This is a genomic window from Dasania marina DSM 21967, from assembly GCF_000373485.1.
Taxonomy (GTDB): Bacteria; Pseudomonadota; Gammaproteobacteria; order Pseudomonadales; family Dasaniaceae; genus Dasania; species Dasania marina.
The window spans coordinates 756,893-782,273 of the sequence record NZ_KB891575.1 but is presented as its reverse complement, the minus strand read 5'-3'; the positions used below and the strand labels follow the sequence as shown (position 1 = coordinate 782,273).

24 protein-coding genes are annotated in these 25,381 nt (G+C 46.2%); 16 read left to right on the top strand and 8 right to left on the bottom strand.

Features of this window, described 5'->3' with window-relative positions:
- The first annotated feature begins 3 nt into the window (after nucleotides 1-3).
- The 3 genes from gmhB (at nucleotide 4) to putP (ending at nucleotide 2,836) form a co-directional block, all read left to right on the top strand.
- Complete coding sequence (gene gmhB, locus B067_RS0103610) at nucleotides 4-561, top strand: D-glycero-beta-D-manno-heptose 1,7-bisphosphate 7-phosphatase (protein ID WP_019528690.1); 558 nt, start codon at nucleotides 4-6, stop codon at nucleotides 559-561.
- Between the two features lie 9 nt (nucleotides 562-570).
- On the top strand, nucleotides 571-1,302 hold the full coding sequence (locus B067_RS0103605) for a lysophospholipid acyltransferase family protein (protein ID WP_019528689.1): 732 nt from the start codon (nucleotides 571-573) through the stop codon (nucleotides 1,300-1,302).
- Nucleotides 1,303-1,378: 76 nt separating this feature from the next.
- Nucleotides 1,379-2,836, top strand: coding sequence for a sodium/proline symporter PutP (putP, locus tag B067_RS0103600; protein ID WP_019528688.1), 1,458 nt, complete (start codon nucleotides 1,379-1,381; stop codon nucleotides 2,834-2,836).
- Between the two features lie 101 nt (nucleotides 2,837-2,937).
- Here the strand turns inward: putP and B067_RS0103595 are convergent, their stop codons facing one another.
- From B067_RS0103595 to B067_RS19585, 4 genes are read right to left on the bottom strand one after another with little or no spacing between them, the layout of a single operon-like run.
- Nucleotides 2,938-4,080, bottom strand: coding sequence for an AI-2E family transporter (locus B067_RS0103595; protein WP_019528687.1), 1,143 nt, complete (start codon nucleotides 4,078-4,080; stop codon nucleotides 2,938-2,940).
- Nucleotides 4,073-4,342 carry a hypothetical protein gene (locus B067_RS0103590; protein WP_019528686.1) on the bottom strand — a complete coding sequence of 90 codons (270 nt, stop codon included), beginning with the start codon at nucleotides 4,340-4,342 and terminating at the stop codon, nucleotides 4,073-4,075. Before B067_RS0103590 ends, B067_RS0103595 begins: the two co-directional genes overlap by 8 nt.
- Nucleotides 4,332-4,754 (bottom strand): hypothetical protein, encoded by a 423-nt coding sequence (locus tag B067_RS0103585; protein WP_019528685.1) that lies wholly within the window; start codon nucleotides 4,752-4,754, stop codon nucleotides 4,332-4,334. The genes B067_RS0103590 and B067_RS0103585 overlap by 11 nt, the downstream gene beginning before the upstream one ends.
- Complete coding sequence (locus B067_RS19585) at nucleotides 4,751-5,041, bottom strand: hypothetical protein (RefSeq protein ID WP_019528684.1); 291 nt, start codon at nucleotides 5,039-5,041, stop codon at nucleotides 4,751-4,753. The genes B067_RS0103585 and B067_RS19585 overlap by 4 nt, the downstream gene beginning before the upstream one ends.
- Nucleotides 5,042-5,359: 318 nt before the next feature.
- Here B067_RS19585 and B067_RS0103575 point away from each other — a divergent pair, with 318 nt between their 5' ends.
- A complete protein-coding gene (locus B067_RS0103575; RefSeq protein ID WP_169335537.1) occupies nucleotides 5,360-6,556 on the top strand; it encodes an MFS transporter in 1,197 nt (398 codons plus the stop codon).
- 305 nt (nucleotides 6,557-6,861) lie between these two features.
- Nucleotides 6,862-7,863, top strand: a complete 1,002-nt coding sequence (locus tag B067_RS0103570; RefSeq protein WP_019528682.1) for an LLM class flavin-dependent oxidoreductase — start codon at nucleotides 6,862-6,864, stop codon at nucleotides 7,861-7,863.
- A 232-nt stretch (nucleotides 7,864-8,095) separates the two neighbouring features.
- On the opposite strand, the gene gyrB is transcribed toward B067_RS0103570, so the two are convergent.
- The 4 genes from gyrB to dnaA all read right to left on the bottom strand — a co-directional run bounded on the left by gyrB (nucleotide 8,096) and on the right by dnaA (nucleotide 14,256).
- On the bottom strand, nucleotides 8,096-10,510 hold the full coding sequence (gene gyrB / locus B067_RS0103565) for a DNA topoisomerase (ATP-hydrolyzing) subunit B (RefSeq protein ID WP_019528681.1): 2,415 nt from the start codon (nucleotides 10,508-10,510) through the stop codon (nucleotides 8,096-8,098).
- Between the two features lie 37 nt (nucleotides 10,511-10,547).
- On the bottom strand, nucleotides 10,548-11,645 hold the full coding sequence (gene recF, locus B067_RS0103560) for a DNA replication/repair protein RecF (RefSeq protein WP_019528680.1): 1,098 nt from the start codon (nucleotides 11,643-11,645) through the stop codon (nucleotides 10,548-10,550).
- Between the two features lie 19 nt (nucleotides 11,646-11,664).
- On the bottom strand, nucleotides 11,665-12,771 hold the full coding sequence (gene dnaN / locus B067_RS0103555) for a DNA polymerase III subunit beta (RefSeq protein WP_019528679.1): 1,107 nt from the start codon (nucleotides 12,769-12,771) through the stop codon (nucleotides 11,665-11,667).
- 66 nt (nucleotides 12,772-12,837) lie between these two features.
- Nucleotides 12,838-14,256 (bottom strand): chromosomal replication initiator protein DnaA, encoded by a 1,419-nt coding sequence (gene dnaA, locus B067_RS0103550; protein WP_420806519.1) that lies wholly within the window; start codon nucleotides 14,254-14,256, stop codon nucleotides 12,838-12,840.
- Nucleotides 14,257-14,776: 520 nt separating this feature from the next.
- Between dnaA and rpmH the strand changes: the two genes are divergently transcribed.
- The 11 genes from rpmH (at nucleotide 14,777) to atpB (ending at nucleotide 25,361) form a co-directional block, all read left to right on the top strand.
- A complete protein-coding gene (rpmH, locus tag B067_RS21580; RefSeq protein WP_083921350.1) occupies nucleotides 14,777-14,911 on the top strand; it encodes a 50S ribosomal protein L34 in 135 nt (44 codons plus the stop codon).
- A gap of 20 nt (nucleotides 14,912-14,931) precedes the next feature.
- Nucleotides 14,932-15,300 carry a ribonuclease P protein component gene (gene rnpA, locus B067_RS0103545; protein WP_019528677.1) on the top strand — a complete coding sequence of 123 codons (369 nt, stop codon included), beginning with the start codon at nucleotides 14,932-14,934 and terminating at the stop codon, nucleotides 15,298-15,300.
- A gap of 17 nt (nucleotides 15,301-15,317) precedes the next feature.
- Nucleotides 15,318-15,560 carry a membrane protein insertion efficiency factor YidD gene (yidD, locus tag B067_RS19580; protein ID WP_035801162.1) on the top strand — a complete coding sequence of 81 codons (243 nt, stop codon included), beginning with the start codon at nucleotides 15,318-15,320 and terminating at the stop codon, nucleotides 15,558-15,560.
- Between the two features lie 2 nt (nucleotides 15,561-15,562).
- Entirely contained in the window at nucleotides 15,563-17,242 is a 1,680-nt protein-coding gene (yidC, locus tag B067_RS0103540; protein WP_019528676.1) for a membrane protein insertase YidC, read from the top strand.
- Nucleotides 17,243-17,414: 172 nt separating this feature from the next.
- Nucleotides 17,415-18,797, top strand: a complete 1,383-nt coding sequence (gene mnmE, locus B067_RS0103535) for a tRNA uridine-5-carboxymethylaminomethyl(34) synthesis GTPase MnmE (RefSeq protein ID WP_019528675.1) — start codon at nucleotides 17,415-17,417, stop codon at nucleotides 18,795-18,797.
- A 638-nt stretch (nucleotides 18,798-19,435) separates the two neighbouring features.
- Nucleotides 19,436-21,343 carry a tRNA uridine-5-carboxymethylaminomethyl(34) synthesis enzyme MnmG gene (mnmG, locus tag B067_RS0103530; protein WP_026244384.1) on the top strand — a complete coding sequence of 636 codons (1,908 nt, stop codon included), beginning with the start codon at nucleotides 19,436-19,438 and terminating at the stop codon, nucleotides 21,341-21,343.
- A complete protein-coding gene (gene rsmG, locus B067_RS0103525) occupies nucleotides 21,343-21,981 on the top strand; it encodes a 16S rRNA (guanine(527)-N(7))-methyltransferase RsmG (RefSeq protein WP_019528673.1) in 639 nt (212 codons plus the stop codon). The genes mnmG and rsmG overlap by 1 nt, the downstream gene beginning before the upstream one ends.
- A 24-nt stretch (nucleotides 21,982-22,005) precedes the next feature.
- Nucleotides 22,006-22,797 (top strand): ParA family protein, encoded by a 792-nt coding sequence (locus B067_RS0103520; protein WP_019528672.1) that lies wholly within the window; start codon nucleotides 22,006-22,008, stop codon nucleotides 22,795-22,797.
- A gap of 28 nt (nucleotides 22,798-22,825) precedes the next feature.
- Nucleotides 22,826-23,728 (top strand): ParB/RepB/Spo0J family partition protein, encoded by a 903-nt coding sequence (locus B067_RS0103515; RefSeq protein WP_019528671.1) that lies wholly within the window; start codon nucleotides 22,826-22,828, stop codon nucleotides 23,726-23,728.
- Nucleotides 23,729-24,067: 339 nt separating this feature from the next.
- Nucleotides 24,068-24,379, top strand: a complete 312-nt coding sequence (locus B067_RS22310; RefSeq protein ID WP_420806518.1) for an ATP synthase subunit I — start codon at nucleotides 24,068-24,070, stop codon at nucleotides 24,377-24,379.
- Between the two features lie 55 nt (nucleotides 24,380-24,434).
- Nucleotides 24,435-25,361 (top strand): F0F1 ATP synthase subunit A, encoded by a 927-nt coding sequence (gene atpB / locus B067_RS0103505; RefSeq protein WP_019528669.1) that lies wholly within the window; start codon nucleotides 24,435-24,437, stop codon nucleotides 25,359-25,361.
- Nucleotides 25,362-25,381 lie beyond the last annotated feature (20 nt).

Here is a 25,381-nt window from a genome sequence, read left to right as displayed (position 1 = left end):
TTAATGACTTTATTAATTCTCGACAGAGATGGCGTTATCAACCAAGACTCCGACGACTACATCAAGTCGGCAGATGAGTGGCGGCCTATACCTGGTAGCATAGAGGCCATGGCTAGGTTGTCACAGGCGGGTTACCGTATCGCCATAGCCACCAACCAGTCGGGTTTGGGCCGCGGTTATTTTCAGCAGGCTGATTTAGATGCCATGCATGCAAAAATGACGGCGCTATTACATAAAGCCGGTGGTGAATTGGCGGGAGTTTTTTATTGCCCGCATACACCGGAAGATCACTGCGATTGCCGCAAACCTAAAGCCGGATTAATAGATGCTATAGAGCAAACCTTAGGCTGCTCAGCCAAAGGCGCTTATATAGTCGGCGACTCACTGCGAGATTTAGAAGCTGGCTTAAGCAAATCCTGCATACCGCTGCTGGTAAAAACCGGCAAAGGTGAACGTAGTTTACTAAAATTAACCCAGCAGCCTCAGCCCGCGTTAACAGACCTATTAGTGTTTGATGACCTCGCTGCCAGCTGTGACTTTTTACTTTCTCAATTGAAATAATAAAAGCTTATGAGAAACCTGTTTTTAGCCCTGCGCGCATCTTTGTTTTACACAGGCTATGCCTTACTCACGATTTGGTTTTGCGGCACCGGCGTATTGTTTTTTAAATTCTTACCCTACAACATACGCAGCCGTTATATTTTAGGCTGGAATGTGTGCACCATCTATTGGGCACGCTGTGTTTTAGGTTTGAAGTTTGTCATCCACGGCCGTGAAAACCTACCCAATAATAAATCCTATGTGGCCTTATCCAAACATCAAAGCCAGTGGGAAACCTATTTCTTACAATATTTTTTAGCGCCCGTGTGTATAGTGTTAAAAAAAGAATTATTAAAAGTTCCGGTGTTTGGTTGGGGTTTGGCCTTGGTGGAGCCCATCGCCATAGACCGCAGCAACCCCAAGCAGGCCCTTAAAAAAATTCAAACTGATGGTGTAGCCACCATTGCTAAGGGCCGCAATGTTTTAATCTTCCCCGAGGGTACCCGTATCAACCCCGGCCAAACCAGCAACTATGCCAGAGGCGGTGCCAATATCGCAGTCGCGGCACAGGCGCCGATAATTCCCATTGCCCACAATGCCGGCGTGTACTGGCCTGCCGATAAGTTTTTAAAATACCCCGGCACCATACATATAGTGATAGGCCAGCCTATAGACACCACTGACAAAACCAGCCGTGAAGTCAATGACTTAGCCAAGCAGTGGATAGAAAGCGAGGTGGCGAAACTGCCCAACCAGCGCTAAGGTTAGGCTACAACGGTACAATCATATTAAGGCAGCTCTATAGAGCTGCCCATCAATAATAATAAGAGCAAAACCTATGATTATCACGATCACCTTTTGCCTATACATCGCCTTAGTGTTTGCACTGGGCCTCTACGCCTATAAACGCACCCATAATGCCACCGACTATTATTTAGGTGGCCGCAGCTTATCCCCTTGGGTAGCCGCGCTTAGTGCGGGCGCCTCCGACATGTCGGGCTGGGTGTTAATAGGTCTGCCTGGCTATGCCTACGTGGCGGGTATAGAAGCGGCGTGGATGGCTATAGGTTTGTGCATGGGCGTAGCCGCCGCGTGGTTACTGCTGGCGCGGCGCATACGCCTATACAGTTACGCCCTAGACGATGCCGTTACCCTACCCGCATATTTTCAACGTCGCTTTGCTGTGCAAGGCCCTTGGCTGCGCAGCATTTGTGCGGTGTTTATTTTATTGTTTTTCTTATTTTACGTGAGCTCAGGCTTAATGGGCGGCGGTAAATTATTTGTTTCTGTTTTTGGTATGAACTATCAGCTAGCCGTCATCCTCGGTACGTTGGCGGTAATCTCTTACACCTTGTTTGGCGGTTTTTTAGCGGTGTCGTGGACCGATGTGGTGCAAGCCTTATTAATGACACTCGCCCTAGTGATAGTACCCGCCGTTGCGTTAAGCGGCATGGATGATTTTTCTGGCGCTTTGGCCGCGCAAAACCCCGCCATGTTAGACCTATGGACTAACCGCCACGGCGAACCCCTCACCTTTATCGCCTGGGCCAGCTTAGTGGGCTGGGGCCTAGCCTACTTTGGCCAACCCCATATTTTGGCGCGCTTTAAAGCCCTGCGCAGCGCCGACGATGTACCCACCGCCGCCACTATAGGCATAAGCTGGTCGCTGTTGGTGTATAGCATGGCGGTATTAGTGGGCATGGTGGGAGCGGCTTATATGCCTCAACCCTTAGCCGACCCTGAAAAAGTATTTATGATATTAGTAGAGATTATTTTTAATCCCTTAGTCGCTGGTGTATTACTGGCCGCGATTTTAGCCGCCATTATGAGCACTGTGGATTCACAATTATTAGTCTGCTCATCGGCATTAGCCGAGGACATTATTGATACTTGGACCAAACGCGATATCCATTCCGCCACCGCGCTTAAGCTAGGCCGATGGGCGGTAGTCGTGCTAGCCACTATTGCCTGCCTGCTCGCCCTAGACCCCAATAGTAAAGTGTTAGATGCAGTCGCCTACGCCTGGGGTGGTTTGGGCGCAGCCTTTGGCCCCGCTTTATTAGTAAGCCTTTATTGGCGGCGCATGACCGCGACTGCGGCCTTTGCCGGTATCTTTGTTGGCGGCACAACAGTAGTGGTGTGGGCACAATTTAGCGGTGGCTGGTTTGATTTATATGAATTGGTACCTGGGTTTTTCTTTTCTTTGCTAACGGTGATAGTTGTCAGCTTATTCACCACAGCACCCAGTGCTGAGGTACAGCAGACTTTTGATAAGGTAACCCGGCCGGCGGCATAAGCTATGATCTTTTCCGTGCTGCACATGACGCTGCCGCCTACGCAGCTAGGTTTCTCACTAGATTAGCGTTCGGCAGTTTATTCTCGTTAATATAAAAAGGACTACGCGCTAGTTTCAATTAAGCGCACCCAGTCCTTCAATATATTTAACTGTGCTGCGACTAGCTTTAAACACACCAATAAAGGCACCGCTAGCAGCACACCTGCAGGCCCCCACAACCAACCCCAAACTAGCAGCCACAAAATTAATACCAAGGGGTTTAACCTCATATGACGACCCAACACTGCAGGGGTTATAAATTGAGCCTCTAGCAAGTTGAGCGCAAAATACACCGCTGCCGGTATCAGTGAAACCAATTCCATGCCGTACTGGGTAATGCCGGCAAGGCCCAGTATAATGATCGCGATTATGGGGCCCACATAGGGTGCAAAGTTAAGTAACCCCACCAACCCACCCCAAAGCAAAGCATCGTCCACTCCCATTATCCATAAGACACTGGCGGTCACTATTCCCAGGCCGGTATTAATAAGCGTCACGGTGATGATGTAGCGTGATAACTCTTTTTGCAGTTTTTCTACTAACTCAACCGGTGGTCGATTATTGTTTTCTGAAAGGAAAATATCCACATAGCTTTCATATAATCGCGGCCCAAAGATAAGTAGGAACAGCACCAAAATAACAAAGGTCATAAACTGCGCAATCACTACCGGTGTAGCTCCCAATACTGACACCATAATTTCTATCCCGCCCTGCATAACCCGCGCGGAAAGCGCACTACTGCCTTCGCCATTTTTTTCTGGCTCTGCAACCGGCTCGTCATCGCTATCAAAAAGACCAAAGAAGCTGAAGCTTTTTTCTTTCGCTGGCAACGATTGTTTATTTTCTGCGGCAGCATCCGGGCTTATCGCCTGGCTAATACTATCTAGCCCTTCTGTTAATTGCGCGGAAATTTCGGGGACTTTGGTCAACCATTTTTGTGCAGGCTCTGCTAACTCAATCGCCAATAAGGTAAAAGGGCCGCCTATCATGGTGAGTAAAAAAATAGCTGATAAGGTTCGTGGAATATAAAAGCGTTTGAACAGCGCTACCAAAGGGCTAAGTAACAAAGTGAACAACAGCGCCACCAGTATTAGCATGAGTAAAGATTTAGCGAAATACAGCGTATAAAGCAGTGCTAGCGTTAACAAGCCGTAGCGTGTCACCCTAACAGCAAAGCGCTTGGCGGCGACATCATCTTCAATCATTACTCATACCTACCATGCCGCCGACGCTATTTTTTAGTAAGGGATAAACATTAAAACCAACACGGCTGACTGCATAAACCTTGCGCCAACCCATCAAACCCGAGGCAACGCCTGCGAATAGCCCAACGGCTACTAGTAAAAAAGGATGGGTGTTTTTTACTAGCGCTGTTAATTGTTGCTTAGTTCGCAGACGTTTTTTTTGACGCTCGTTCAAACGGTGGTTTAGCTGCTGAATTTGCTGACGTAGGGCTTTACGTGTCACTGCTTTTAGCTCCAAAAAAATCGCGTAGTTGTTGTGTAGTTAGAGGCAGGCGTAAACTTTTCTTATAGTGCTTCCAAGCCAGGGTAATAATCCATAAGCCCGCAATCTGCAAAGCCAAAAACGCCAGCAAGCCCTGCGTCACCGAGACGTTTACTAAATACACCAGCCACGCTAACAATACGGTAATGCCTAGCCACGCCAGTATTAACAGGGGAACAAACAGCAAGGCTAATACGAATAAACGTTTACCGTCCTTAATGGCAAGTCGCAACTCAAGCTGTAATAACTGTAATAGCTCGCTACCCATAGCCGCCGACTGTTGCAGCCAGCTTGCCCACACTTGCAAGGCTGCTAGCTGCTCGGTATTTTCCGCATTGTTATTGCTGCTTCCTGCATCAGGCGACTCACTCATTTGCGCGAAAATACCTGCGATAGAATATAACCAGCAATAAAAGCGACACCCAAAGTAGCCAGCGGTTTTTCACGAATAAAGACGGCCGCCTGTTCACCCAGCTCTTCGGTTTTAGCACGGCCTTTTAATAATTGCTCGGTCGCCTCATCTTTTATATCCACACCCGCCGCTTCAGCGGCTAGTTTAAAATGTTCTTTGGCTTCCAATAATTTATCGTAAGCACTTAGCACCGCTTCCTTGCTAGCGGCCATTTCCTCTTCTCTCGCTTTAGCTGTAGATGCTGCCATTTTCTCCGTCCTTATAAGGTGGTTGATTGCGTCATACGCAGGTCAATGCTGCGCTACTCAGGCTACTACAGCCCCCTGCCTATAGCTACGACAATAATATTAGGCTTTATTTATTACTTAATCCTTTTGCCCCACAGCAACGCCATCGTAACGAAAACACTGATCCCCGTTAGCGCTTTGCTAAGCTAAACCAACCGGCGGCATAAACTGTGCATTTTGGGGCTAGACGTGGCGTTTATGGACGGTACACTCTCAATACCTAGACCATTCTACGATAGCATTGAAAACTGCAGCTACGCGGTTGTTATAAGGATTGCTGTGCCTCGTCAACTCTCTCCCTCAGTATGGCTACTAGTTATAGCCTATGCCTTAATGAATTCTGGTGGCTCGCTGGTGATTTTTATTTCCAGCCTTATTGCTAGCCGCATCGCGCCGTCTGCAGACCTGGCAACCCTACCCATAGCCTTGATGATAGTGGGGGTCGCCTGCAGCACGCTGCCCTTGGGCTATTTGCAAAGCCACTATGGCCGCAAAAAAGTGTTTTTAGGCTTTGCCGCATTAGCCTGTGGCTCTGCGTTGCTATCCAGCCTAAGTTTACTGCTGCAACATTTTTGGTTGTTTTGCATGGCGACCTTTGCCATGGGTTTTGCCATGGCCTCAGCGCACCAATATCGCTTTGCGGTGATTGAACATGCCGGCGCCGCCTACGCCGCCACAGTTACCTCTATTTTATTATTCGGCGGTTTATTATCGGCCTTTATAGGCCCTGAGATTGCTTTGTGGGGGCAGGCGCTACTAAGCGGCGAGTTTATCGGTTCTTATTTACTGTTGGCTTGTGTCTTTGCACTCAGCTTTATTCTTTTATGTTTCACCAACCCCAACCCATTGAACCTGCACGCTGAACAAACCAGACCTTCGCAACAGTCAGGCTGGGGCTTAATTATTAGCTCACCGGTATTGTCTTTGTCATTACTGTCTGCGGTGGTGGCTTATGCGGTAATGAGTTTTATTATGACCGCCACACCGTTAACCATGCATGAGCATATGGGCCACTCCTTGGTCGATACCAAGCTGGTTATTCAATCGCACATAGCTGCCATGTATTTACCCTCTTTGGTGTCTGGCTTGCTCATAGACCGTTTAGGTTATCGCTGGGTGCTAGGCTTAGGCTTAAGCGCCTTTTTATTGTGCATAGCTGTCGCTTTATTCAACACCGCCTTTATTCATTTTTGGCTGGCGTTAGTGTTATTGGGCGTAGCCTGGAATTTTCTTTTTATTGCCGCCACCACCATGCTCGCGCTAGGGCATAACCACCAGGATAGGTTTAAGGTGCAGGCGACGAATGATTTTGTGTTGTTTTCATGCCAGGCAGTTGCTGCACTAAGTTCAGGCTGGTTTTTATACCATTATCAGTGGCGGGGCGTGCTGTTAATGACCTTACCTTTGCTGCTGTTTTATGGTGTCTTTCTATGGCGTAGCACAGGCTTTAAGTTGATTAAATCCGCTAGGCATTAAAACGTTACGGCTATTTGTAAGGCGGCCCTCAACTCTTCATTTTTGTTGGATTGCGCTATGGCGAAATCAACACTAGCGGTCGCACCAACTCACCTACCTCATCGCTAGTTAATAGGGCTAATTATTCTCCGCGCCCAAATGTTCAGCCCTAGCTATTAATCGTGCTACTAGGAATTAGTCTTTATTTGTACCTACTTAAACATCAGTAATTATAGGTTAATTCTGTGTCTTTCATGGCACAGCCGTAGTGTTTATGTGATGCTTGCAAAACAGCACGCAAGCAACAAAGTAAAAGAAGCAATTATATGAGTGATCAGAAAAAAGTAGCTTTTTCTGTATTGGATTTATCCTCGCGTAAAGATACCGACCTTGGGCCTGCGCCAGCATTACAGCGCTCGTTAGACTTAGCTCAACATGTTGAGCGCTTAGGGTTTAGCCGTTTTTGGGTGGCTGAGCATCATAATATGGATGCTATTGTCAGCTCGGCAACTGCCGTGTTGATTGCTTATCTTGCGGCTGGTACGCAACGAATTCGGATTGGTGCGGGAGGGGTGATGCTACCGAATCATGCACCTTTAGTTATTGCTGAGCAATTTGGTACCTTAGAGGCGTTGTATCCAGGCCGAATTGACTTAGGTCTTGGCCGAGCTCCAGGCACTGACCCCATAACTACTCAGGCTTTACGAAAGCATCGCAGTGGTAGCTCTGATGACTTTCCTGAAGATTTAGCCGAACTACAACAATTTTTAGGGCCACGAAGAAAAGGGCAGCCAATAATTGCCATGCCAGGCGTGGACAGTAATGTACCTATCTGGCTGTTAGGCTCCAGTTTGTTTAGCGCACAATTAGCCGCAGAGAAAGGTTTGCCTTACGCCTTTGCTTCGCATTTTGCCCCACGCATGATGATGCAAGCTATCGAACTGTATCGACGCCACTTTACGCCATCAGCGGTACTGGATAAGCCTTATGTGATGCTTGGCGTACCTTTAGCGGCAGCGGACACCGATGCACATGCCGAATTTTTAGTCACCACCACCTTCCTGCGAATTCTGGACTTAATTCGTGGCCAAAACATGCTGAAGCGACCACCGGTTAAAAGTATGCATGGGCTTTGGCAGCCGCATGAAGAACAAGCGGTTAATGAGTTTTTAAGTATGGCAATGATTGGTAGCGCAGAAACTATTGAGAAGAAAATACAATTATTGTTGCAGCATACCCAAGCGGATGAGTTGATTTTTACCTGCGATCTGTATGAACACGAAGATCGCCTGCGTTCGTTTGATATTCTTGCTGGCTTGCAGAGCTAAATACCTGCAAGTACAACAGGCTTCAACTACGCGCCGGATAAACCCCGCTCTCGCTACAGTAAATTTCAATATAGGTGGCAATAGTATAATGCAGCCATGATAGTGATACGGAATAATAGTTTTTATTAGTAAGGTTAGCTTGGTGTTAACACTAGAGGCTGGCTAAAAAATCATTAAAAAAAGGGCTTATATAAATAAACCCTTTTATTATCAACAACTTACATAATAGATGTTAAATATCCAAGTTAGCTACTTTAAGAGCGTTTTCCTCTATAAACTCACGACGCGGCTCTACTTGATCACCCATTAAGGTGGTGAATATTTGATCAGCGGTAATCGCATCCTCTATAGTCACGCGCAACATGCGACGCTCTTCTGGGTCCATGGTGGTTTCCCAAAGCTGATCGGGGTTCATTTCACCCAGACCTTTATAGCGTTGTATGTTGATACCTTTTTCTGCTTGCGCCATTAACCAGGTTAGCGCTTCGTCAAAACTTTCAACCGGTATGCTTTTTTCGCCTCTTTGCACGTAGGCGCCCTCTTCTATTAAGCCTTTTAGTTTTTCACCTAGGGTGAGTATGGCTTTATAGTCGTTAGAGGCAAAAAACTCGTGGTCAAAACGGTAATCGCGATCAATACCGTGAGCGGTAATGGTAGCTACCGGCAAGAAGAGGTGACGCTCGGTATCTTCTTGTACCGATACTGAGTAGCTAATGGACTGCTGTTTTTCAGTGGTGAAGAAAGTCTGTAGCGGCTTAATCCAATTTTCCACATGCTCTTTTGAGCTCATTTGCTCTACGGTTAAGGCCTCAACGTTAATCATGGCGCTCATGACTTCGCTGGGGTATAGCCGTGATAAACGATCTATAGTGGCCTGCACGGTACGGCTTTCGGTAACTAAGTCCCATAAACCTTGGCCGCTAATGCCTGGTGCATCGGCATTCACATACAAGAAGGCGTTATCTAATGCATTTTGGGTAAGATACTGCTTAAAGGCTTCTTCATCTTTTAAATATTGATGCTGCTTGCCCCGGTTCATTTTGTACAGCGGTGGCTGGGCGATAAACACATGGCCACGCTCTATTAGCTCCGGCATTTGGCGGAAGAAGAAGGTTAATAATAAGGTACGTATATGAGAACCATCGACATCGGCATCGGTCATGATAATAATGCTGTGGTAGCGCAGTTTATCGGGGTTAAATTCCGATTTACCTATGCCACAGCCCAGCGCAGTAACTATGGTGCCGACTTCTACTGAGGACAACATTTTATCGAAGCGGGCTTTTTCTACGTTTAGTATTTTACCTTTAAGCGGCAATATAGCTTGGGTGCGTCTATCGCGGCCCTGTTTGGCTGAACCACCCGCGGAGTCACCCTCCACTAGGTAAACCTCTGATAAAGCTGGGTCTTTTTCTTGGCAATCAGCCAACTTACCCGGTAGGCCAGCAATATCGAGAGCGCCTTTACGCCTAGTCATTTCACGGGCTTTGCGGGCAGCTTCACGGGCGCGAGCGGCATCTATCATTTTGCCCACTACTAGCTTAGCTTCTTGCGGGCTTTCTAATAGATAATCACCAAAGTTCTTACCCATAGCCTGTTCTACTGCAGTTTTCACCTCGGAAGACACTAGTTTATCTTTGGTTTGTGAGGAGAATTTAGGGTCTGGTACTTTAACGGAGATAATGGCGGTTAAACCTTCGCGGGCATCATCACCACTGGTGGCCACTTTCGAGTTTTTGGACAGGCCTTCACGCTCTATATAGTTGTTTAAGCTTCTGGTCAGCGCGCCACGAAAGCCCGCTAAATGCGTACCGCCGTCGCGTTGCGGGATATTGTTGGTATAACAGAAGATGTTTTCTTGGTAAGAGTCATTCCACTGCAACGCCACTTCAACCCCTATGCCCTCTTCATTTATAGTGGTGAAGTGATAAAGCTTATTAATAGGTGTTTTATTTTGGTTTAGGTACGCCACAAACTCGGCTAAACCGCCATCGTAGGCGTACTCTTCGACTTTGCCACTGCGCTCATCGATAAGCTCTATACGCACACCTGAGTTAAGAAAAGCCAGCTCACGTAAACGCTTGGCCAGCTGCTCAAAGTGGAATTTAATATTAGTAAAGGTTTTATCTGAGGGTTTAAAGCGCACCTCAGAACCGGTTGTTTCGGTATCGCCCACTAGTGCTAACGGCGCCTGTGGTACACCGTGGCGATAAATCTGCTCGTGTATCTTGCCACCGCGACGGATGGTGAGCTTTAGCTCTTCAGATAGCGCATTTACCACCGACACCCCTACCCCGTGCAAACCACCGGACACTTTATAGGTGTTGTCGTCGAATTTACCGCCGGCGTGTAGCACCGTCATAATAACTTCGGCTGCTGACACCCCTTCCTCATGAATTTCGGTAGGTATGCCACGGCCATCATCGGATACCGACACTGATTCGTCAGGGTGGATAATGACTTTTATTTTGGAACAATGGCCAGCCAAAGCCTCATCTATAGAGTTATCAACGATTTCAAACACCATGTGGTGTAAACCGGTGCCGTCATCGGTATCGCCTATATACATACCTGGGCGCTTTCTTACTGCATCTAGGCCTTTTAAGACCTTGATACTGGAGGAATCGTAGTTATTTTCTTCGCTCATAGTTTTTCCGCCGTTAATAATTCTTAGCTGTAGCGCCTTAGGTCTGCGCCGTTACCACACCTTGTTCCACGTGGAACAGTTTTACTTTTTCACTCTGCTGCCAACAACCATTAAGATCGCTATGGTCAACACAGCTGATAAACACCTGGCAATCTAGCTCATCGAGCAGCTTGCACAAGGCCTTGCGATGATCAACATCCAATTCCGAAGGAAGATCATCTACTAAATACGCACATTTACGTTGGCTGAGTTCGCTAAGTAAGTAGCCCTGAGCTACTCGTAGCGCACAAACAACAAGTTTTTGTTGCCCTCTAGACAGTATATCTGCCGCCAACTGACCCTGATAAAGGATTTTTACATCCGCCCTATGGGGTCCGCTCAGGGTATAGCCCTGTTGTTGTTCACTCTCTACTTGTGCGGCCAAAGCCGCCTCCAGTGTTTGCTCTTTAGACCAACCGCGCTGATAGCGTAGCTCTACGCCTTTGAGGCTAGTAAGACGCGCTAAACAGCGCTCAAACACTGGGATAAACTGCTGTAAATAACGCTGTCTGTATTGATCCAATTGCTCGCTGAGTTTTACGTACTCTCGCGTCCATACCTGCAAAGTAGGGCCGTCTATTCTATCATGTCGCAGCAAACTATTCCGTTGTTTTAAACAGCGCTGAAAGCCTTTCCAAGCCTCATGAAAGCCATGTTCCACGTGGAACACGCCCCAGTCTAAAAACTGCCTCCGGATGACCGGACCACCACTCAACAATAAGAAGGTGTCGGCGTTAATTACCTGTACCGGCAAAGCCTCCGCCAACTGCGCCGCTGAGCGTACCGCTTCACCATTAATTTTTATTACCCCCTCGCCTGAGCGACTGCGCTGCACACCGATAGGGTGGAATATACTTTCATCCCCTTGCACCGCTACTTCAGCAAACACCACACAGCGCTCAGCCCCATTATTAATAAGAGGCTTAAGCTTATGACTACGGAAAGATTTGGCTGAGGAGAGTACGTGTATGGACTCTAGCAACGTGGTTTTACCACTGCCGTTAGCCCCATAAAAGATGGATATCGGGGATATATCCACGATATTAGCGTGCTTAACATTGCGTACATCGGTTATTTCTAACCGCCGAATAAGCATAGAAGCCCTTTATGCGGGCTTAAAGCCTCATAGGCATCACAACATAGCGTGAATCACCCTGCTCAGACTCTTCTAATAAGGCACTGCTGTTAGCGTCTGACAGGGATAGCCTCACAGTATCACCACTCAACACCGCCAGGACGTCCAGTAGGTAGCTAACATTAAAGCCTATTTCCAAGGCTTCGCCGGCGTAGTCGACGTTAACCACCTCTTCCGCTTCTTCCTGCTCGGGATTGTTGGCAACGATTTTTAGGCTGCCATCACTAAGTAATAGCCGCACACCACGGTATTTTTCATTAGAGAGTATGGCGGTACGGGAAAAGGCCTGACGCAGCTCGTCACGTGAGCCGAATATAGCCTTGGTGCTTTGCTTGGGTAACACCCGGTCATAATCGGGAAACTTACCGTCGACTAATTTAGAGGTGAAGGTGAAATCACTGGTGGTTGCGCGTATATGGTTAGTGCCTATTACCACCTCTACGGTTTGATCTTCATTAATTAGTAGGCGAGATAACTCAATCACCCCTTTGCGCGGCAAAATAACTTGTAGTAATTCGCTGGCATCTATAGCCGTTTCCAAGGTACACATAGCCAGGCGATGCCCGTCGGTGGCCACCATACGCAGATGGCCAGCACTGACCTCCCACAACATGCCATTAAGGTAATAACGTACATCTTGTTGCGCCATGGCAAAACTGGTTCTATCGATCAAGCGTTTTAAATCACCCTGCTTCACCACAAACTGTTGGTTGCCGGCACTTTGCTCTACATTAGGAAAGTCTGCTGCGGCTATGGTGGATAAGGAAAAACGGCTACGGCCAGCACGCACCGTGACTTTACCGTCGGCCACGGTAAACTCTATTTCACTGCCATCGGGCAATGATTTACAAATATCGGCTAGTTTTCGCGCCGGCACAGTAATCTCACCGCCAGCCGTGGGGGTATGCTCTAAAGCAACTCGGCCAACTAACTCTACCTCTAAATCGGTGCCGGTAATGGATAATTGGTTTCCCTCTAACGCTAACATCACATTCGACAGTATCGGCAATGTATGGCGGCGTTCTACAACACCAGCTACCAAGTTAAGTGGCTTTAATAGGGCGTCTCGGGAAATCACAAATTTCATTATTTGATCTCTATATTTTTATCAATAAGTGTTAATGGATTAGCTACTTTAGCTACACCATATTTATTAAGTGGTTAGGGTACGCAATAAATTTTGAAAATCTTCACGTATATCTGAATTTTCTTCACGCAATGTATTTATTTTTCTACAGGCGTACAACACGGTGGTATGGTCACGACCCCCCAGACTATCACCTATTTCAGGCAAGCTGTGATTGGTCAGTTCCTTTGCTAGGGCCATGGCCATTTGCCTAGGCCTGGCCACTGAACGGCTACGCCTCTTGGATAATAGGTCTGATACTTTAATCTTGTAATATTCAGCGACCACCTTAAGAATATTATCCAGGTTGATTAACTTATCCTGTACTGCCAGCAAATCCTTTAAGGATTCGCGTACTAATTCTACATCTATAGCCCTACCAGTGAAGTGAGCGCTCGCTATCACTCTTTTTAACGCGCCTTCAAGGTCTCTTACATGCGATCGTATACGCTGGGCAATAAAGAAGGCAGCATCGGCGGGCAGGTTAATGTTCGACTGCTCAGCCTTCTTTAATAGTATCGCTACCCGGGTCTCTAGCTCCGGGGGCTCTACCCCTACCGTCAAACCCCAACCGAAGCGCGATTTTAAGCGCTCTTCCAGCCCCGCAATCTCTTTAGGAAAGCGGTCACAAGTAAGTATCATTTGCTGGCCGCCCTCTAATAAAGCATTAAAGGTGTGGAAAAACTCCTCTTGCGAGCGCTCTTTGCCCGCAAATAGCTGTATATCATCAATTAATAAGGCATCGACAGTACGATAATAGCGTTTAAATTCATTAATCGCATTAAGTTGTAGGGCTTTAACCATGTCGGCTACAAAACGCTCGGAGGGGATATACACCACCTTGGCTTCAGGGTTGCGCTCCAACAAAGCATTACCCACGGCATGCATTAAATGGGTTTTACCCAAACCCACACCACCGTATAAAAACAAGGGATTATAAGCATCACCCGCATTTTCAGCCACCTGCATAGCGGCAGCCCTAGCTAGCTGATTTGATTTACCCTCTACAAAAGTATCAAAGGTGTAATTGGCAAACAGCTTGGTATCGTGGTGTATGCCGCCCTCCACCTCTACTTTACGTGTTTTTTTAACCGGGGAACTATTTTGGGTACTGTAACGCAGCTGTTTAGTTTGGCCAGCCGGCTTAAGCTCTGTGGTGGTATTGGTCGCCATGCGTTTTCTAAAAGTCGGCGGCTGGCTACTGATTTCCAGCTTAACTTCTAAAGGGTTAGCTGTGCACAGTTCCGAAACCAACTCATTAATACGCTCCATATATTTATCGCTAACCCAATCTTTAATATAGCGGTTAGGAGCAGACAACTGGATAGCACTACTGACATCAGTATTAATTTTTAATGGTCGTATCCAAGTATTAAACTGCTGTGATGGCAGTTCATCCTGTAAATAACTAACGCATTGTTGCCAAATAGACGCAGGCAAGAACAGCTCCTTGGATAAAAGCAAAATTTTGTGGCTTAAGATAATAGGTATAAAACACGTATTATTATGGTCTGCCAGCGCCTGTATAAACGACAAAAAAGACCGCTGGGCGACACTTAACAAGGGCCAAATTGTACTCTGCAAACGACAACTTATCCACAAAAAATATACACAGCACTCTTTGTAAAAATCATTAATAATCAATAACTTAATAAAAAACAAGGGAAACGCGAGGAAAAAAACTTTTCTTTGCCACCTTGTGGATAAACCTGTGGATAACAATAAAATAAACCGTGCAAATACTGTCCAAAACCCTGTAAAACTAACCCCACTATATATAGTAGCTCCAGCTATTAATCACACCTATATATAGTTTGTTCTATATTAGCCACTGATAGCCTGAAATACACACAGAAACAAATTGATATTAGCGGGGGTTTTCTCTAGAATGCGCGGTTCTTCGCAGGGGTCAGCCTGATATCTTGTGGGATCGAACGTTCGAACTTTAGCTTATTGGATTTTTGTCATGAAAAGAACATTTCAGCCTAGCAACTTAAAGCGCAAACGCAACCACGGTTTTCGTGCTCGTATGGCGACCAAAAGTGGTCGTGCAATTATTGCCCGTCGTCGTACTAAAGGCCGCAAGAGCTTAACTGCGTAACACATTAGTTATTGCCTGTTATGGCCGACTACGCCTTTGATAAATCTAAACGTCTTTTAAAGGCCAGCGACTTTAAACCAGTATTTGATAATGCTGTCTTTAAGGTTTCGTCAAAAGAGCTGTTATTTCTCACTAAACCTAATCGATTGGATCATCCTCGCTTAGGTTTAGTGATAGCTAAAAAAAATGTTCGTTTGGCTGTGCAACGCAATCGTGTTAAACGCATTATCAGAGAAAGTTTTCGGCTAAACCAAGCTAACATCCCTGCCTTAGATATTGTTGTACTCGCTAGACACAGTATAGATGCATTGGATAACGCTTCCTTGCATAAGCACTTGGCGAAATTGTGGCAACAGCTACAACGCAAAGCCAAGCACCAACCTCAGTAGCAGAAACAAGGCCACCTATGCGCCGACTTTTTATTAGCTGCATCAAAGCCTACCGTTATTGCATCAGCCCTTTTATAGGCAGGCACTGTCGTTTTTATCCCAGTTGTTCCAGTTACGCCATAGAAGCGATAGAAAAACATGGAATACTAAAAGGTTGTTGGCTGATGCTGCGCCGACTGTTACGCTGTCACCCTTTTAATCCCGGCGGTTATGACCCCGTTCCGGATACTCATCTACCTCCTGAGCAACCTACACAATAATTATGGACTTTAAACGCTACTTACTAATTGGAGCCATCGCGGTTCTTTCTTATATGTTGTTGATGGAGTGGAGCCAGTTTAGAGCAGCGCAAAAAACGCCTGTTACTAACAATACCGCCACTATTAATAGCAACAGCAATGCCGCAGCAACACCTGCAGGCTTAATCCCTAATGAGTCTAGCACGCCAGATGATTTCCCCTCTGCCACCGCGGATCAACTAACAGCGCCTGTAGTAACGGAAACGCCCAGCGCTAATACTATAGAGGTGAGCACCGATACCTTAAAAGTCCGTATCAACCCTCTAGGTGGTGATATTAACTATCTGGCCTTAGCCAAGCACTATGCGGTTATCGATAGGCCCGACCAACCCTTTGTTTTATTGGAACAAGGTCAGGCTCGTACCTATATAGCCCAAAGTGGCTTAATCGGTAAAAATGGCACCGATACTCGCAAAGGCCGCCCCTTATTTAACGCAGCACAACAACAGTATCAACTACGACAGGGTGCCGATGAGTTAATCGTCGATTTGCAATTCACTACCGACAATAACGTTACTATCACCAAACGCTTTACCTTTATCCGCGGTAAATATGTCATCAATGTTGATTATCTGATTAACAATGGCAGCAGCCAAACGTGGAGCGCCGGCATGTTTGGCCAGCTCAAACGCGATAGCAGCAAAGATCCTGGTGCCGATAGCGGCGGCATGGGCATGTCCCCCTACCTAGGTGCCGCTTTTACCTTAATTGATAAGCCTTACAAAAAAGTCAGCTTTGACGATATGGCTGAAGCGCCTTATAAAGATAGCCGCCAAGGTGGTTGGGCTGCGTTAGTGCAACACTACTTTTTAAGCGCCTGGATACCTGACGCCGAAGCGACTAATAGCTACTCGACGGTGAAAACAGCCGATGGCTTTAATTTAATACGTTTTACCGGCCCTAGTGTAGACGTCGCCCCAGGCCAACAAGCCACTATAAACTCACGGTTTTATGCTGGCCCTAAAAATCAATATAAGCTTGAAGAAATATCACCGGGCTTAGAGCTCAGCGTAGACTACGGCTTTTTATGGCTACCTGCACAATGTTTGTTCTGGTTGCTCACCAAAATCCACGCCCTCTTCGGCAACTGGGGTGCAGCCATTATTGGTGTCACCTTATTAGTGAAAGCGGCCTTCTTCCAGCTAAACGCCAAAGCCTATACCTCTATGGCGAATATGCGCAAAGTGCAGCCTAAGCTATTAGCTCTGCGCGAGCGTTATGCCGACGACAAGGCCAAACAATCACAGGCCATGATGAAGCTATACAAGGATGAGAAAATTAATCCTTTAGGTGGCTGCTTACCCATATTGGTACAAATGCCGGTATTCATCTCTTTATACTGGGTGTTGATGGAAAGTGTAGAACTGCGCCATGCACCGTTTATGTTGTGGATTAATGATCTTTCGGCCATGGACCCCTACTTTATCCTGCCGTTGATTATGGGTGTGTCTATGTTTATTCAACAAAAACTCAACCCACCACCACCAGATCCTATGCAAGCTAAAGTGATGCAGTGGATGCCGGTGATGTTTACCTTCTTCTTCCTGTTCTTCCCCGCCGGCTTGGTACTGTACTGGGTGGTGAACAACGTGTTATCAATTGCTCAGCAATATGTGATAACCAAACGGATAGAAAATAGTTAAACTAACAATATTAATAAAAGGCTGCATTTGCAGCCTTTTTTGTAACAGCTGCACAGTGATAAACTCGCCTAAAAGCGAAAGCTCAAAAAGCCATTAGGCTTAATCTACACTTTAAAATACGGATGCCGGATCGAGTCCGGCATGACAGTAACGACTACAACCGCAGCCTACCATGACCATAGACTCTCTATACACCGACACCATCGCCGCACTCGCCACCCCACCCGGTAGAGGAGGTGTGGGCATTATTCGCGTATCCGGCCCCAACACACTAGCCATAGCGCAACAAATTACCCAAGTACAACTCAAGCCTCGCTACGCCCATTACGGCAACTTTTATGGAAGCCTTGAGCACAACAGTAAAGAGGTGTTAGATCAGGGCATAGCGCTGTTTTTCCCCGGCCCCAACTCCTTTACCGGCGAAGATGTATTAGAGCTACAAGGTCACGGCGGGCCTATATTATTAGACTGCTTATTAAAAGAAACGATGAAGCTGGGTGCCCGTTTAGCTAGACCCGGTGAATTTTCAGAGCGCGCCTTTCTCAATGATAAAATCGACTTAGCCCAGGCCGAAGCCATAGCCGACCTGATAGACAGCGCTTCAGAGCAAGCCGCTAAAAACGCCCTACGCTCACTACAAGGCGAGTTTAGCCAAAAAATAAATGCCTTAGTCGAGCAGGTAATACAGCTACGTATCTATGTAGAAGCCGCCATAGACTTCCCCGAAGAAGAGATAGACTTCATTGGGGATGGCAAAGTGGCTAATGACTTACAAGGCATCATCGCTCAGCTTCAACGAGTGTTTATGCAAGCCAAGCAAGGCGCTTTGCTGCAGGAAGGCATGACGGTTGTCATTGCCGGTAAACCCAATGCCGGTAAATCTAGCCTATTAAACGCCCTATCAGGCCGTGACAGCGCCATAGTCACCGAAATAGAGGGCACTACTCGCGATGTACTACGCGAGCATATACAGATAGACGGCATGCCCCTGCATATCATTGATACTGCCGGTCTTAGAGATAGTCCTGACCTGATAGAACAGGAAGGTATACGCCGTGCCTGGGATGAAATACGCAAAGCTGACAGAATTTTACTGGTAGTAGACAGCAGCCAGAGCCAAGAAACCGATCCCTTTATACTTTGGCCAGAAGCCGCTAAAGAATTTGTCGATTTAACTCACATCACAGTTATACACAACAAATGCGATCTCAATCAGTTATCCACAGAGCTGGTAGAAAACGACTATACCCTCATCAAACTCTCAGCCAAGGCCGGTGATGGCATAGACCTGCTACGTCAGCATCTTAAAAGCTGTATGGGTTATAACGGTGCCGGCGAAGGGGGCTTTACTGCCCGTCGTCGCCATATCGATGCATTAGAACAAGCACACTCGGCATTGCTAGCCGGCCAGCTACAGCTCACCGAATATGGCGCTGGCGAGCTATTAGCCGAAGATTTACGGCTATGCCAAAACGCTCTCGGTGAAATTACCGGCGCCTTTACCCCCGATGACTTACTGGGCAAAATCTTCTCTAGTTTTTGTATTGGTAAGTAACAGTCACTAGTTCTCAGTCTATAGTCGCTAGCTTGTTTTAAAACTAGTGGCTGTAGACTAGGCACTAGAGACTACTCTCTCCCCATACTTTTCTCATTCTTAGCAGCTATAGCTAATGTTTAAGCTAAGCCCTGCAAACAGCTATCCACAACTTACCCACAGCTTTAACCAAAACCACTCTAAAAAATAAATTTAATTATTTTTCTGTGGATAAAACAGCCTAAGCACTGTGTAAAACACCTTGAAATTGCTTTTATAAAAAAGGGTGTTTATAACGCTTAATTATCGCCTGTGGATAAGTAGCTGTTTTATGCACAGCTCGCTGATAGCTTAATACCAGCTGATAGGCTCTTGATACAGGGTTTATATTTCACTTAAACTATTGTTTTTATTAAAGTTAAATCGCTTATTAACAAAAAAGAGGCTCAGTAGTAGTAATAGTAGTAATAAGTAAATAACTATATATATAAGAATAATATTAATACTCTTTTAATATTTAAAATCTTTTAAAGTAACTGATTAAAAAAACAACAACGATACTTTGCGCTAGCCTCAAAATAAGCCGTATAATGGCCGCCCTTCTGACCCCAGCCAGAAATACGCTGTGGTTTGTTCGTTTTTTTTTATTGAGATTGCCCGTGAATTACCCAGATCATTTTGATGTTATCGTTATCGGCGGCGGCCATGCTGGCACCGAGGCCTGTTTGGCGGCGGCCCGCATGGGGGCAAAAACCCTGTTGCTCTCGCATAACATCGAAACCTTGGGGCAAATGTCCTGCAACCCGGCGATAGGCGGCATAGGCAAAAGCCATTTGGTGAAGGAAATTGATGCCATGGGCGGCGCCATGGCTCGTGCCACCGATCTGGGCGGCATCCAATTTCGCACCCTCAATGCTCGCAAAGGCCCCGCCGTTAGGGCGACTAGGGCACAGGCAGACCGAGCCCTGTACAAGGCTGCGATACGCGATATCTTAGAAAACCAACCTAACCTCAGTATTTTCCAGCAAGGGGTGGATGATTTAATAATCGAAGGCGATACCGTCAAAGGCGTAGTTACGCAAATGGGGGTAAAGTTTTTTGCCACTAGCGTGGTGCTATGTTCGGGTACCTTTCTGGGCGGTAAAATCCACATAGGCATGGATAATCATTCCGGTGGCCGCGCTGGCGACCCTCCCTCCACCGCCTTGGCCAATCGCCTACGCGAATTGCCTTTCAATGTGGAGCGGTTAAAAACCGGTACACCACCACGCATCGATGCCCGTTCGGTGAATTTTGATGGGCTGGAACCGCAATGGGGTGATAAACCTGAGCCGGTGATGTCGTTTATGGGCTCGCTAAGCCAGCATCCCGAGCAAGTGTGTTGTTGGATTACTCATACCAATGAAAAAACACACGATATTATTCGCGGTGGTTTGGATAGATCTCCCATGTATACCGGCGTGATTGAAGGTGTGGGCCCACGCTACTGCCCGTCCATAGAAGATAAAATTCATCGCTTTGCCGATAAAAATAGTCACCAGATATTCATAGAGCCCGAAGGTTTACGTACCCACGAGTTATACCCCAACGGCATATCCACCAGCCTGCCCTTTGATGTGCAGATGGCATTAGTGCGCTCTATCAAGGGTTTTGAGAATGCCCATATTTCACGTCCTGGCTATGCCATAGAGTATGATTATTTTGACCCCCGTGATTTAAAATATTCCTTGGAAACCAAATTTATCAACGGCCTGTTTTTTGCCGGCCAGATTAATGGCACCACAGGGTATGAAGAAGCGGGTGCACAAGGTTTATTGGCAGGGTTAAATGCAGCTAACAAAGCGCAGGGCAAAGAAATTTGGTGCCCACGTCGCGATGAAGCTTACCTAGGGGTAATGGTCGATGACTTAATCTCCATGGGTACTATGGAGCCCTATCGCATGTTTACCTCACGCGCAGAATATCGCTTAATTTTACGGGAAGACAATGCCGATTTACGCCTTACCGAAATCGGCCGCAACCTAGGTTTAGTCAACGAGCAGCAGTGGCAGGCCTTTAGTATTAAACGTGAAGCCATAGAAAAAGAGGCTAAACGCTTAGAGCAAACTTGGATACAACCGAAAACCGAAGCGGGCGAGAAAGTTAACAGTTTAGTGGATAGCCCAATCACCCGTGAATACAGCTTAATGGATTTACTCAAACGCCCCGGTATTAGCTATCACGATATTGCCAGTATTAAAGGTGAGGCGGTTGCCTGTGAGCAAGTGGCCGAGCAGGTAGAAATACAAATAAAGTACGCAGGCTACATAGATAGACAAACCGAAGAAATAGACAGGCTGCGCCGCTATGAAAATACCTTACTACCCGATGAGTTTGATTACAGTGGTATAGAGGGTTTATCCAATGAGGTGAAGCAAAAACTTATCGCGGCCAGGCCTGAAACCTTGGCGCGCGCTTCGCGTATACCAGGTATAACGCCGGCTGCCGTATCCCTGCTATTGGTTTATTTAAAAAAACAAGGTCTGTTAAAACATAACGGTACTCAAAATACGCAAAAGAGCGCCTAATGTCTGAGCACTATCGTAATACTCTAGTCGAGGGCGCGGCTGCTTTACAGTTGTCTTTAAGTGATAAGCAGGTAGAGCAATTATTGGCTTATCACCAGCTGTTAATTAAATGGAACAAGGCTTATAACCTCACCGCCATACGTGACCCTTTAGAAATGGTGAACCGTCATTTAATTGATAGCCTAAGCATAGCCCCCTTTATCAACGGTCAACGCTTTATTGATGTAGGTACCGGCGGCGGCCTACCCGGTATCGTGCTGGCCATACTCTACCCCGAGCGCAGTTTTGATTTACTGGATAGTAATGGCAAAAAAACCCGGTTTTTGTTTCAGGTAAAAACTGAGCTAAAACTGAGCAATGTTACTATTCATCACTGTCGGGTAGAGAATCATCAGCCCAAACAGCTTTATGATGGCGTGTTATCCAGAGCCTTTGCTACTTTAGAAGACATGGTTAATGGTAGCCATCAGTTGGTGGCTGATAAAGGTTGTTTTTATGCCATGAAAGGGGTTTATCCCACAGAAGAGTTGAGTGCGGTGCAAAAAACTTATAAGGTCGATGCCTGCCATGCCTTAGATGTGCCCCACAGTGACGGCCAACGCCATTTAGTGGTTATGTCGAAACCGCTAGCTAGCTAACAGTATAATAAGTAGGAACTCGCATTGGGAAAGATATTAGCCATTACCAACCAGAAAGGCGGCGTGGGCAAAACCACCACTTGCGTCAATTTGGCTGCCTCCTTAGTTGCCACTAAAAAGAAAGTGTTGCTGATAGATTTAGACCCACAGGGCAATGCCACTATGGGCAGCGGCATAGATAAAAACGATGTAAAGGCTAGCCTCTACGACGTTTTAGTTTTAGGCAAAGCGGTTGCTGAAGTTAGTGTCTACGGTGAAAATGCGGGTTACGATATAGTCCCCTCCAATGCTGACGTTACCGCGGCTGAAGTTGAGCTATTAGATTTAGATAACAAACAATACCGGCTTAGGGATGCCTTAGCGGTTGAACGTGCGGCCTATGATTACGTGATAATAGACTGCCCTCCTTCATTGAATATGCTGACTGTTAATGCGCTGGCCGCTGCCGATGGTGTGATTATCCCCATGCAGTGCGAGTATTATGCGCTAGAAGGTTTAGCGGCTTTAATGGATACCATTAATCAAATACAAGAACATATTAACCCCAATTTACAAATAGAGGGTTTGTTGCGCACCATGTATGACCCGCGCAATAGCCTGACTAAAGATGTGTCGGATCAGCTATTAGAGTATTTTGGCGACAAGGTTTACCGCACCTTTATCCCCCGCAATATCCGTTTAGCCGAAGCCCCTAGTTTTGGGATGCCGGTACTATTTTACGATAAACAATCGAAAGGTGCGGTCGCTTATTTGGCCTTGGCTGGTGAAATGTTGCGTCGCAGTGACAAAGAAAAAATCGCAGCAGTCGTCGAATAATTAAGACAAATTCTAGGTATAAAACACCATGGTAAAAAAACGTGGCTTGGGGCGTGGCCTTAATTCTTTGATTAATAAAAGTAAACCGCAACCTACAGATGTTGAGGAAGGGGTGGTGCAAGCATCGGCTGAGCTCCCCAGCAGCGATGGCATGCTAAGAGATATACCTGTAGATATTATCCTGCGTGGTAAATACCAGCCGCGTCGCGATATGCACCCTGAAGCCTTGGATGAATTGGCAGCCAGTATTAAGGCGCAAGGTGTTATGCAGCCTATAGTGGTGCGCCCGGTAGGTGATGGCCGTTTTGAAATTATTGCCGGCGAACGTCGCTGGCGCGCTAGTCAGCTGGCCGGGCTAGATAAAATACCGGCTTTGATTCGCGAGGTTCCCGACGAAGCCGCCATCGCCATGGCGTTAATCGAAAATATACAGCGCGAAAACCTTAATGCCATGGAAGAAGCGATGGCATTGTATCGCTTGCAGCAAGAGTTTGAGCTTTCTCAGCAAGAAGTGGCCGATGCTGTGAGTAAGTCTCGCAGTACCGTGGCAAATTTACTGCGCTTAATGAATTTACGCGAAGATGTGCAGCGTTTGTTAGAGCATGGCGATATAGAGTTGGGTCATGCCAAATTGCTACTGGCTCTACCACAGGATCAGCAGTCAGCTGCAGCTAGCACTATTATTAGCAAAGGCTTATCGGTACGCCAAACCGAAGTGTTAATCAAAAATTTACAGAATGAAGAAGCCAAACCTAGCAGTAAAAGCGCACAAGGCCCTGTGGATGGGGATATAACCAAGCTGGAAACGCAGTTGTCGGAAAAGATAGGTGTGCCAGTTACGTTACAACATGGCGCTAAAGGCAAAGGTAAGTTGATTCTAAAATACAACAGCTTAGATGAGCTAGATGGTATTTTAAATCATATTAAGTAAGTTTTTACTATATATAGTGGTTGATTAGAAATTGTGATCAATATATGGCTGGTAAGACAAGTGAATACAAACTGTTTAGAGTGAGTCGCTAAAGTACTGGGCTGGCAGAGTTTTGCTGGTGGGGCTTAATTCACCAAGACAGTTGAATCGCCTGCATAAACTACCTATAATGCGCACCGCTTTGCTAGGCCTTGTTATAAGGTTAAGTGCAAGCGTGCTGGTTAATAAGTATACAGATAATAAGGTGAAAGGCAGTTGCAAGCATCCACTGCTGGGGTAGCCAAGCTGAAAAAACCAAAGCTGATAGTGATATTTGCTACACAAATTTTCATATTGTTAATGCTAGTAAGCATTGCTTGGCTATTAAGTTTAAGCAAGTTAACAATATTTAGCGCGATAATAGGCGCGGGTATTTTTATAGGGCCAAACGCATACTTCTCATATTATGCTTTTCGCCATACCGGTGCCCAGGCTGCTACTCAAGTAGCACAGTCATTTTATCGAGGTGAGGCGGGGAAGTTTATTTTAACCGCTGTGATGTTTGCAGTAAGTTTTGCGGTAGTAAGGCCTATAAATGGGGTCGCCGTGTTTCTTAGTTATATGTTATTTATGGTGCTGACTTGGGTGTTGGCATGGCGGGCAACGCGCTAAGCGATTAGGTGTTGTTATAAAGCATTAATTTGATGAAGGTTTTCGAGAGATATTCATGGCAGGCGATACCCTAACCACTGAAAGTTATATCAAACACCATCTTACCAATATGACCTATGGCAAGTTACCTGCCGGTTATGTGAGAACCACTGCCGATGGTGAGCAGCACACGCTCGCTCAAGATAGCTGGACTTTAGCGCATAACAGCGAAGAAATGGCTGATATGGGTTTTATGGCTGTGCATGTAGACTCTATGTTTTGGTCTATTACTCTAGGTTTAATCTTCTCGTTTATTTTTGCTAAAGTAGCCAGAGGCATGCACTCGGGTGTCCCTAAAGGTCTGCAAAATTTTATAGAAATGATTATCGATTTCATCGATAGCACAGTTAAAGATACCTTCCACTATAAAAATGCACTAGTGGCGCCTATGGCATTAACCATCTTTATATGGATCTTCTTCATGAATTTGATGGATTTGATCCCAGTGGATTGGATACCTTCATTAATGATGTGGGCTACCGGCGATCCGCACTTCTACTTCAAAGTGGTCCCCACTACTGACCCCAACATTACCTTAGGCATGGCCATTACTGTTTTTGGCCTAATGATATTCTTTACCATACAAAACAAAGGTTTTATGGGTTTCGTTAAAGAATTAACACTACACCCTTTTTGTACACCTAAATGGTATGTGAATATATTCCTAATTCCTGTGAACTTGATTCTTGAATCAGTTGCTTTGATAGCTAAACCTGTCTCTCTTGGTTTACGTTTATTCGGCAACTTATACGCGGGTGAAATGATTTTTATTCTGATTGCTGCCATGTTTGGTGCCGGTTTGTTCTTAGGTGCTTTAGCAGGTGTATTGCAAATGGGTTGGGCGATATTCCATATATTGATTATCGCGTTACAAGCTTTTGTTTTCATGGTGTTAACTATCGTTTATATGGCGATGGCGCACGATGTAGACGAAGAACATTAATTAACGATTTTTAAACTTTT

Coding starts and splice junctions, on each gene's coding strand:
- gmhB (WP_019528690.1), top strand. CDS start 4: ATGACTTTATTAATTCTCGACAGAGATGGCGTTATCAACCAAGACTCC.
- B067_RS0103605 (WP_019528689.1), top strand. CDS start 571: ATGAGAAACCTGTTTTTAGCCCTGCGCGCATCTTTGTTTTACACAGGC.
- putP (WP_019528688.1), top strand. CDS start 1,379: ATGATTATCACGATCACCTTTTGCCTATACATCGCCTTAGTGTTTGCA.
- B067_RS0103595 (WP_019528687.1), bottom strand. CDS start 4,080: ATGATTGAAGATGATGTCGCCGCCAAGCGCTTTGCTGTTAGGGTGACA.
- B067_RS0103585 (WP_019528685.1), bottom strand. CDS start 4,754: ATGAGTGAGTCGCCTGATGCAGGAAGCAGCAATAACAATGCGGAAAAT.
- B067_RS19585 (WP_019528684.1), bottom strand. CDS start 5,041: ATGGCAGCATCTACAGCTAAAGCGAGAGAAGAGGAAATGGCCGCTAGC.
- B067_RS0103570 (WP_019528682.1), top strand. CDS start 6,862: ATGAGTGATCAGAAAAAAGTAGCTTTTTCTGTATTGGATTTATCCTCG.
- gyrB (WP_019528681.1), bottom strand. CDS start 10,510: ATGAGCGAAGAAAATAACTACGATTCCTCCAGTATCAAGGTCTTAAAA.
- recF (WP_019528680.1), bottom strand. CDS start 11,645: ATGCTTATTCGGCGGTTAGAAATAACCGATGTACGCAATGTTAAGCAC.
- dnaN (WP_019528679.1), bottom strand. CDS start 12,771: ATGAAATTTGTGATTTCCCGAGACGCCCTATTAAAGCCACTTAACTTG.
- rpmH (WP_083921350.1), top strand. CDS start 14,777: ATGAAAAGAACATTTCAGCCTAGCAACTTAAAGCGCAAACGCAACCAC.
- rnpA (WP_019528677.1), top strand. CDS start 14,932: ATGGCCGACTACGCCTTTGATAAATCTAAACGTCTTTTAAAGGCCAGC.
- yidD (WP_035801162.1), top strand. CDS start 15,318: ATGCGCCGACTTTTTATTAGCTGCATCAAAGCCTACCGTTATTGCATC.
- yidC (WP_019528676.1), top strand. CDS start 15,563: ATGGACTTTAAACGCTACTTACTAATTGGAGCCATCGCGGTTCTTTCT.
- mnmE (WP_019528675.1), top strand. CDS start 17,415: ATGACCATAGACTCTCTATACACCGACACCATCGCCGCACTCGCCACC.
- rsmG (WP_019528673.1), top strand. CDS start 21,343: ATGTCTGAGCACTATCGTAATACTCTAGTCGAGGGCGCGGCTGCTTTA.
- B067_RS0103515 (WP_019528671.1), top strand. CDS start 22,826: ATGGTAAAAAAACGTGGCTTGGGGCGTGGCCTTAATTCTTTGATTAAT.
- B067_RS22310 (WP_420806518.1), top strand. CDS start 24,068: ATGCTAGTAAGCATTGCTTGGCTATTAAGTTTAAGCAAGTTAACAATA.
- atpB (WP_019528669.1), top strand. CDS start 24,435: ATGGCAGGCGATACCCTAACCACTGAAAGTTATATCAAACACCATCTT.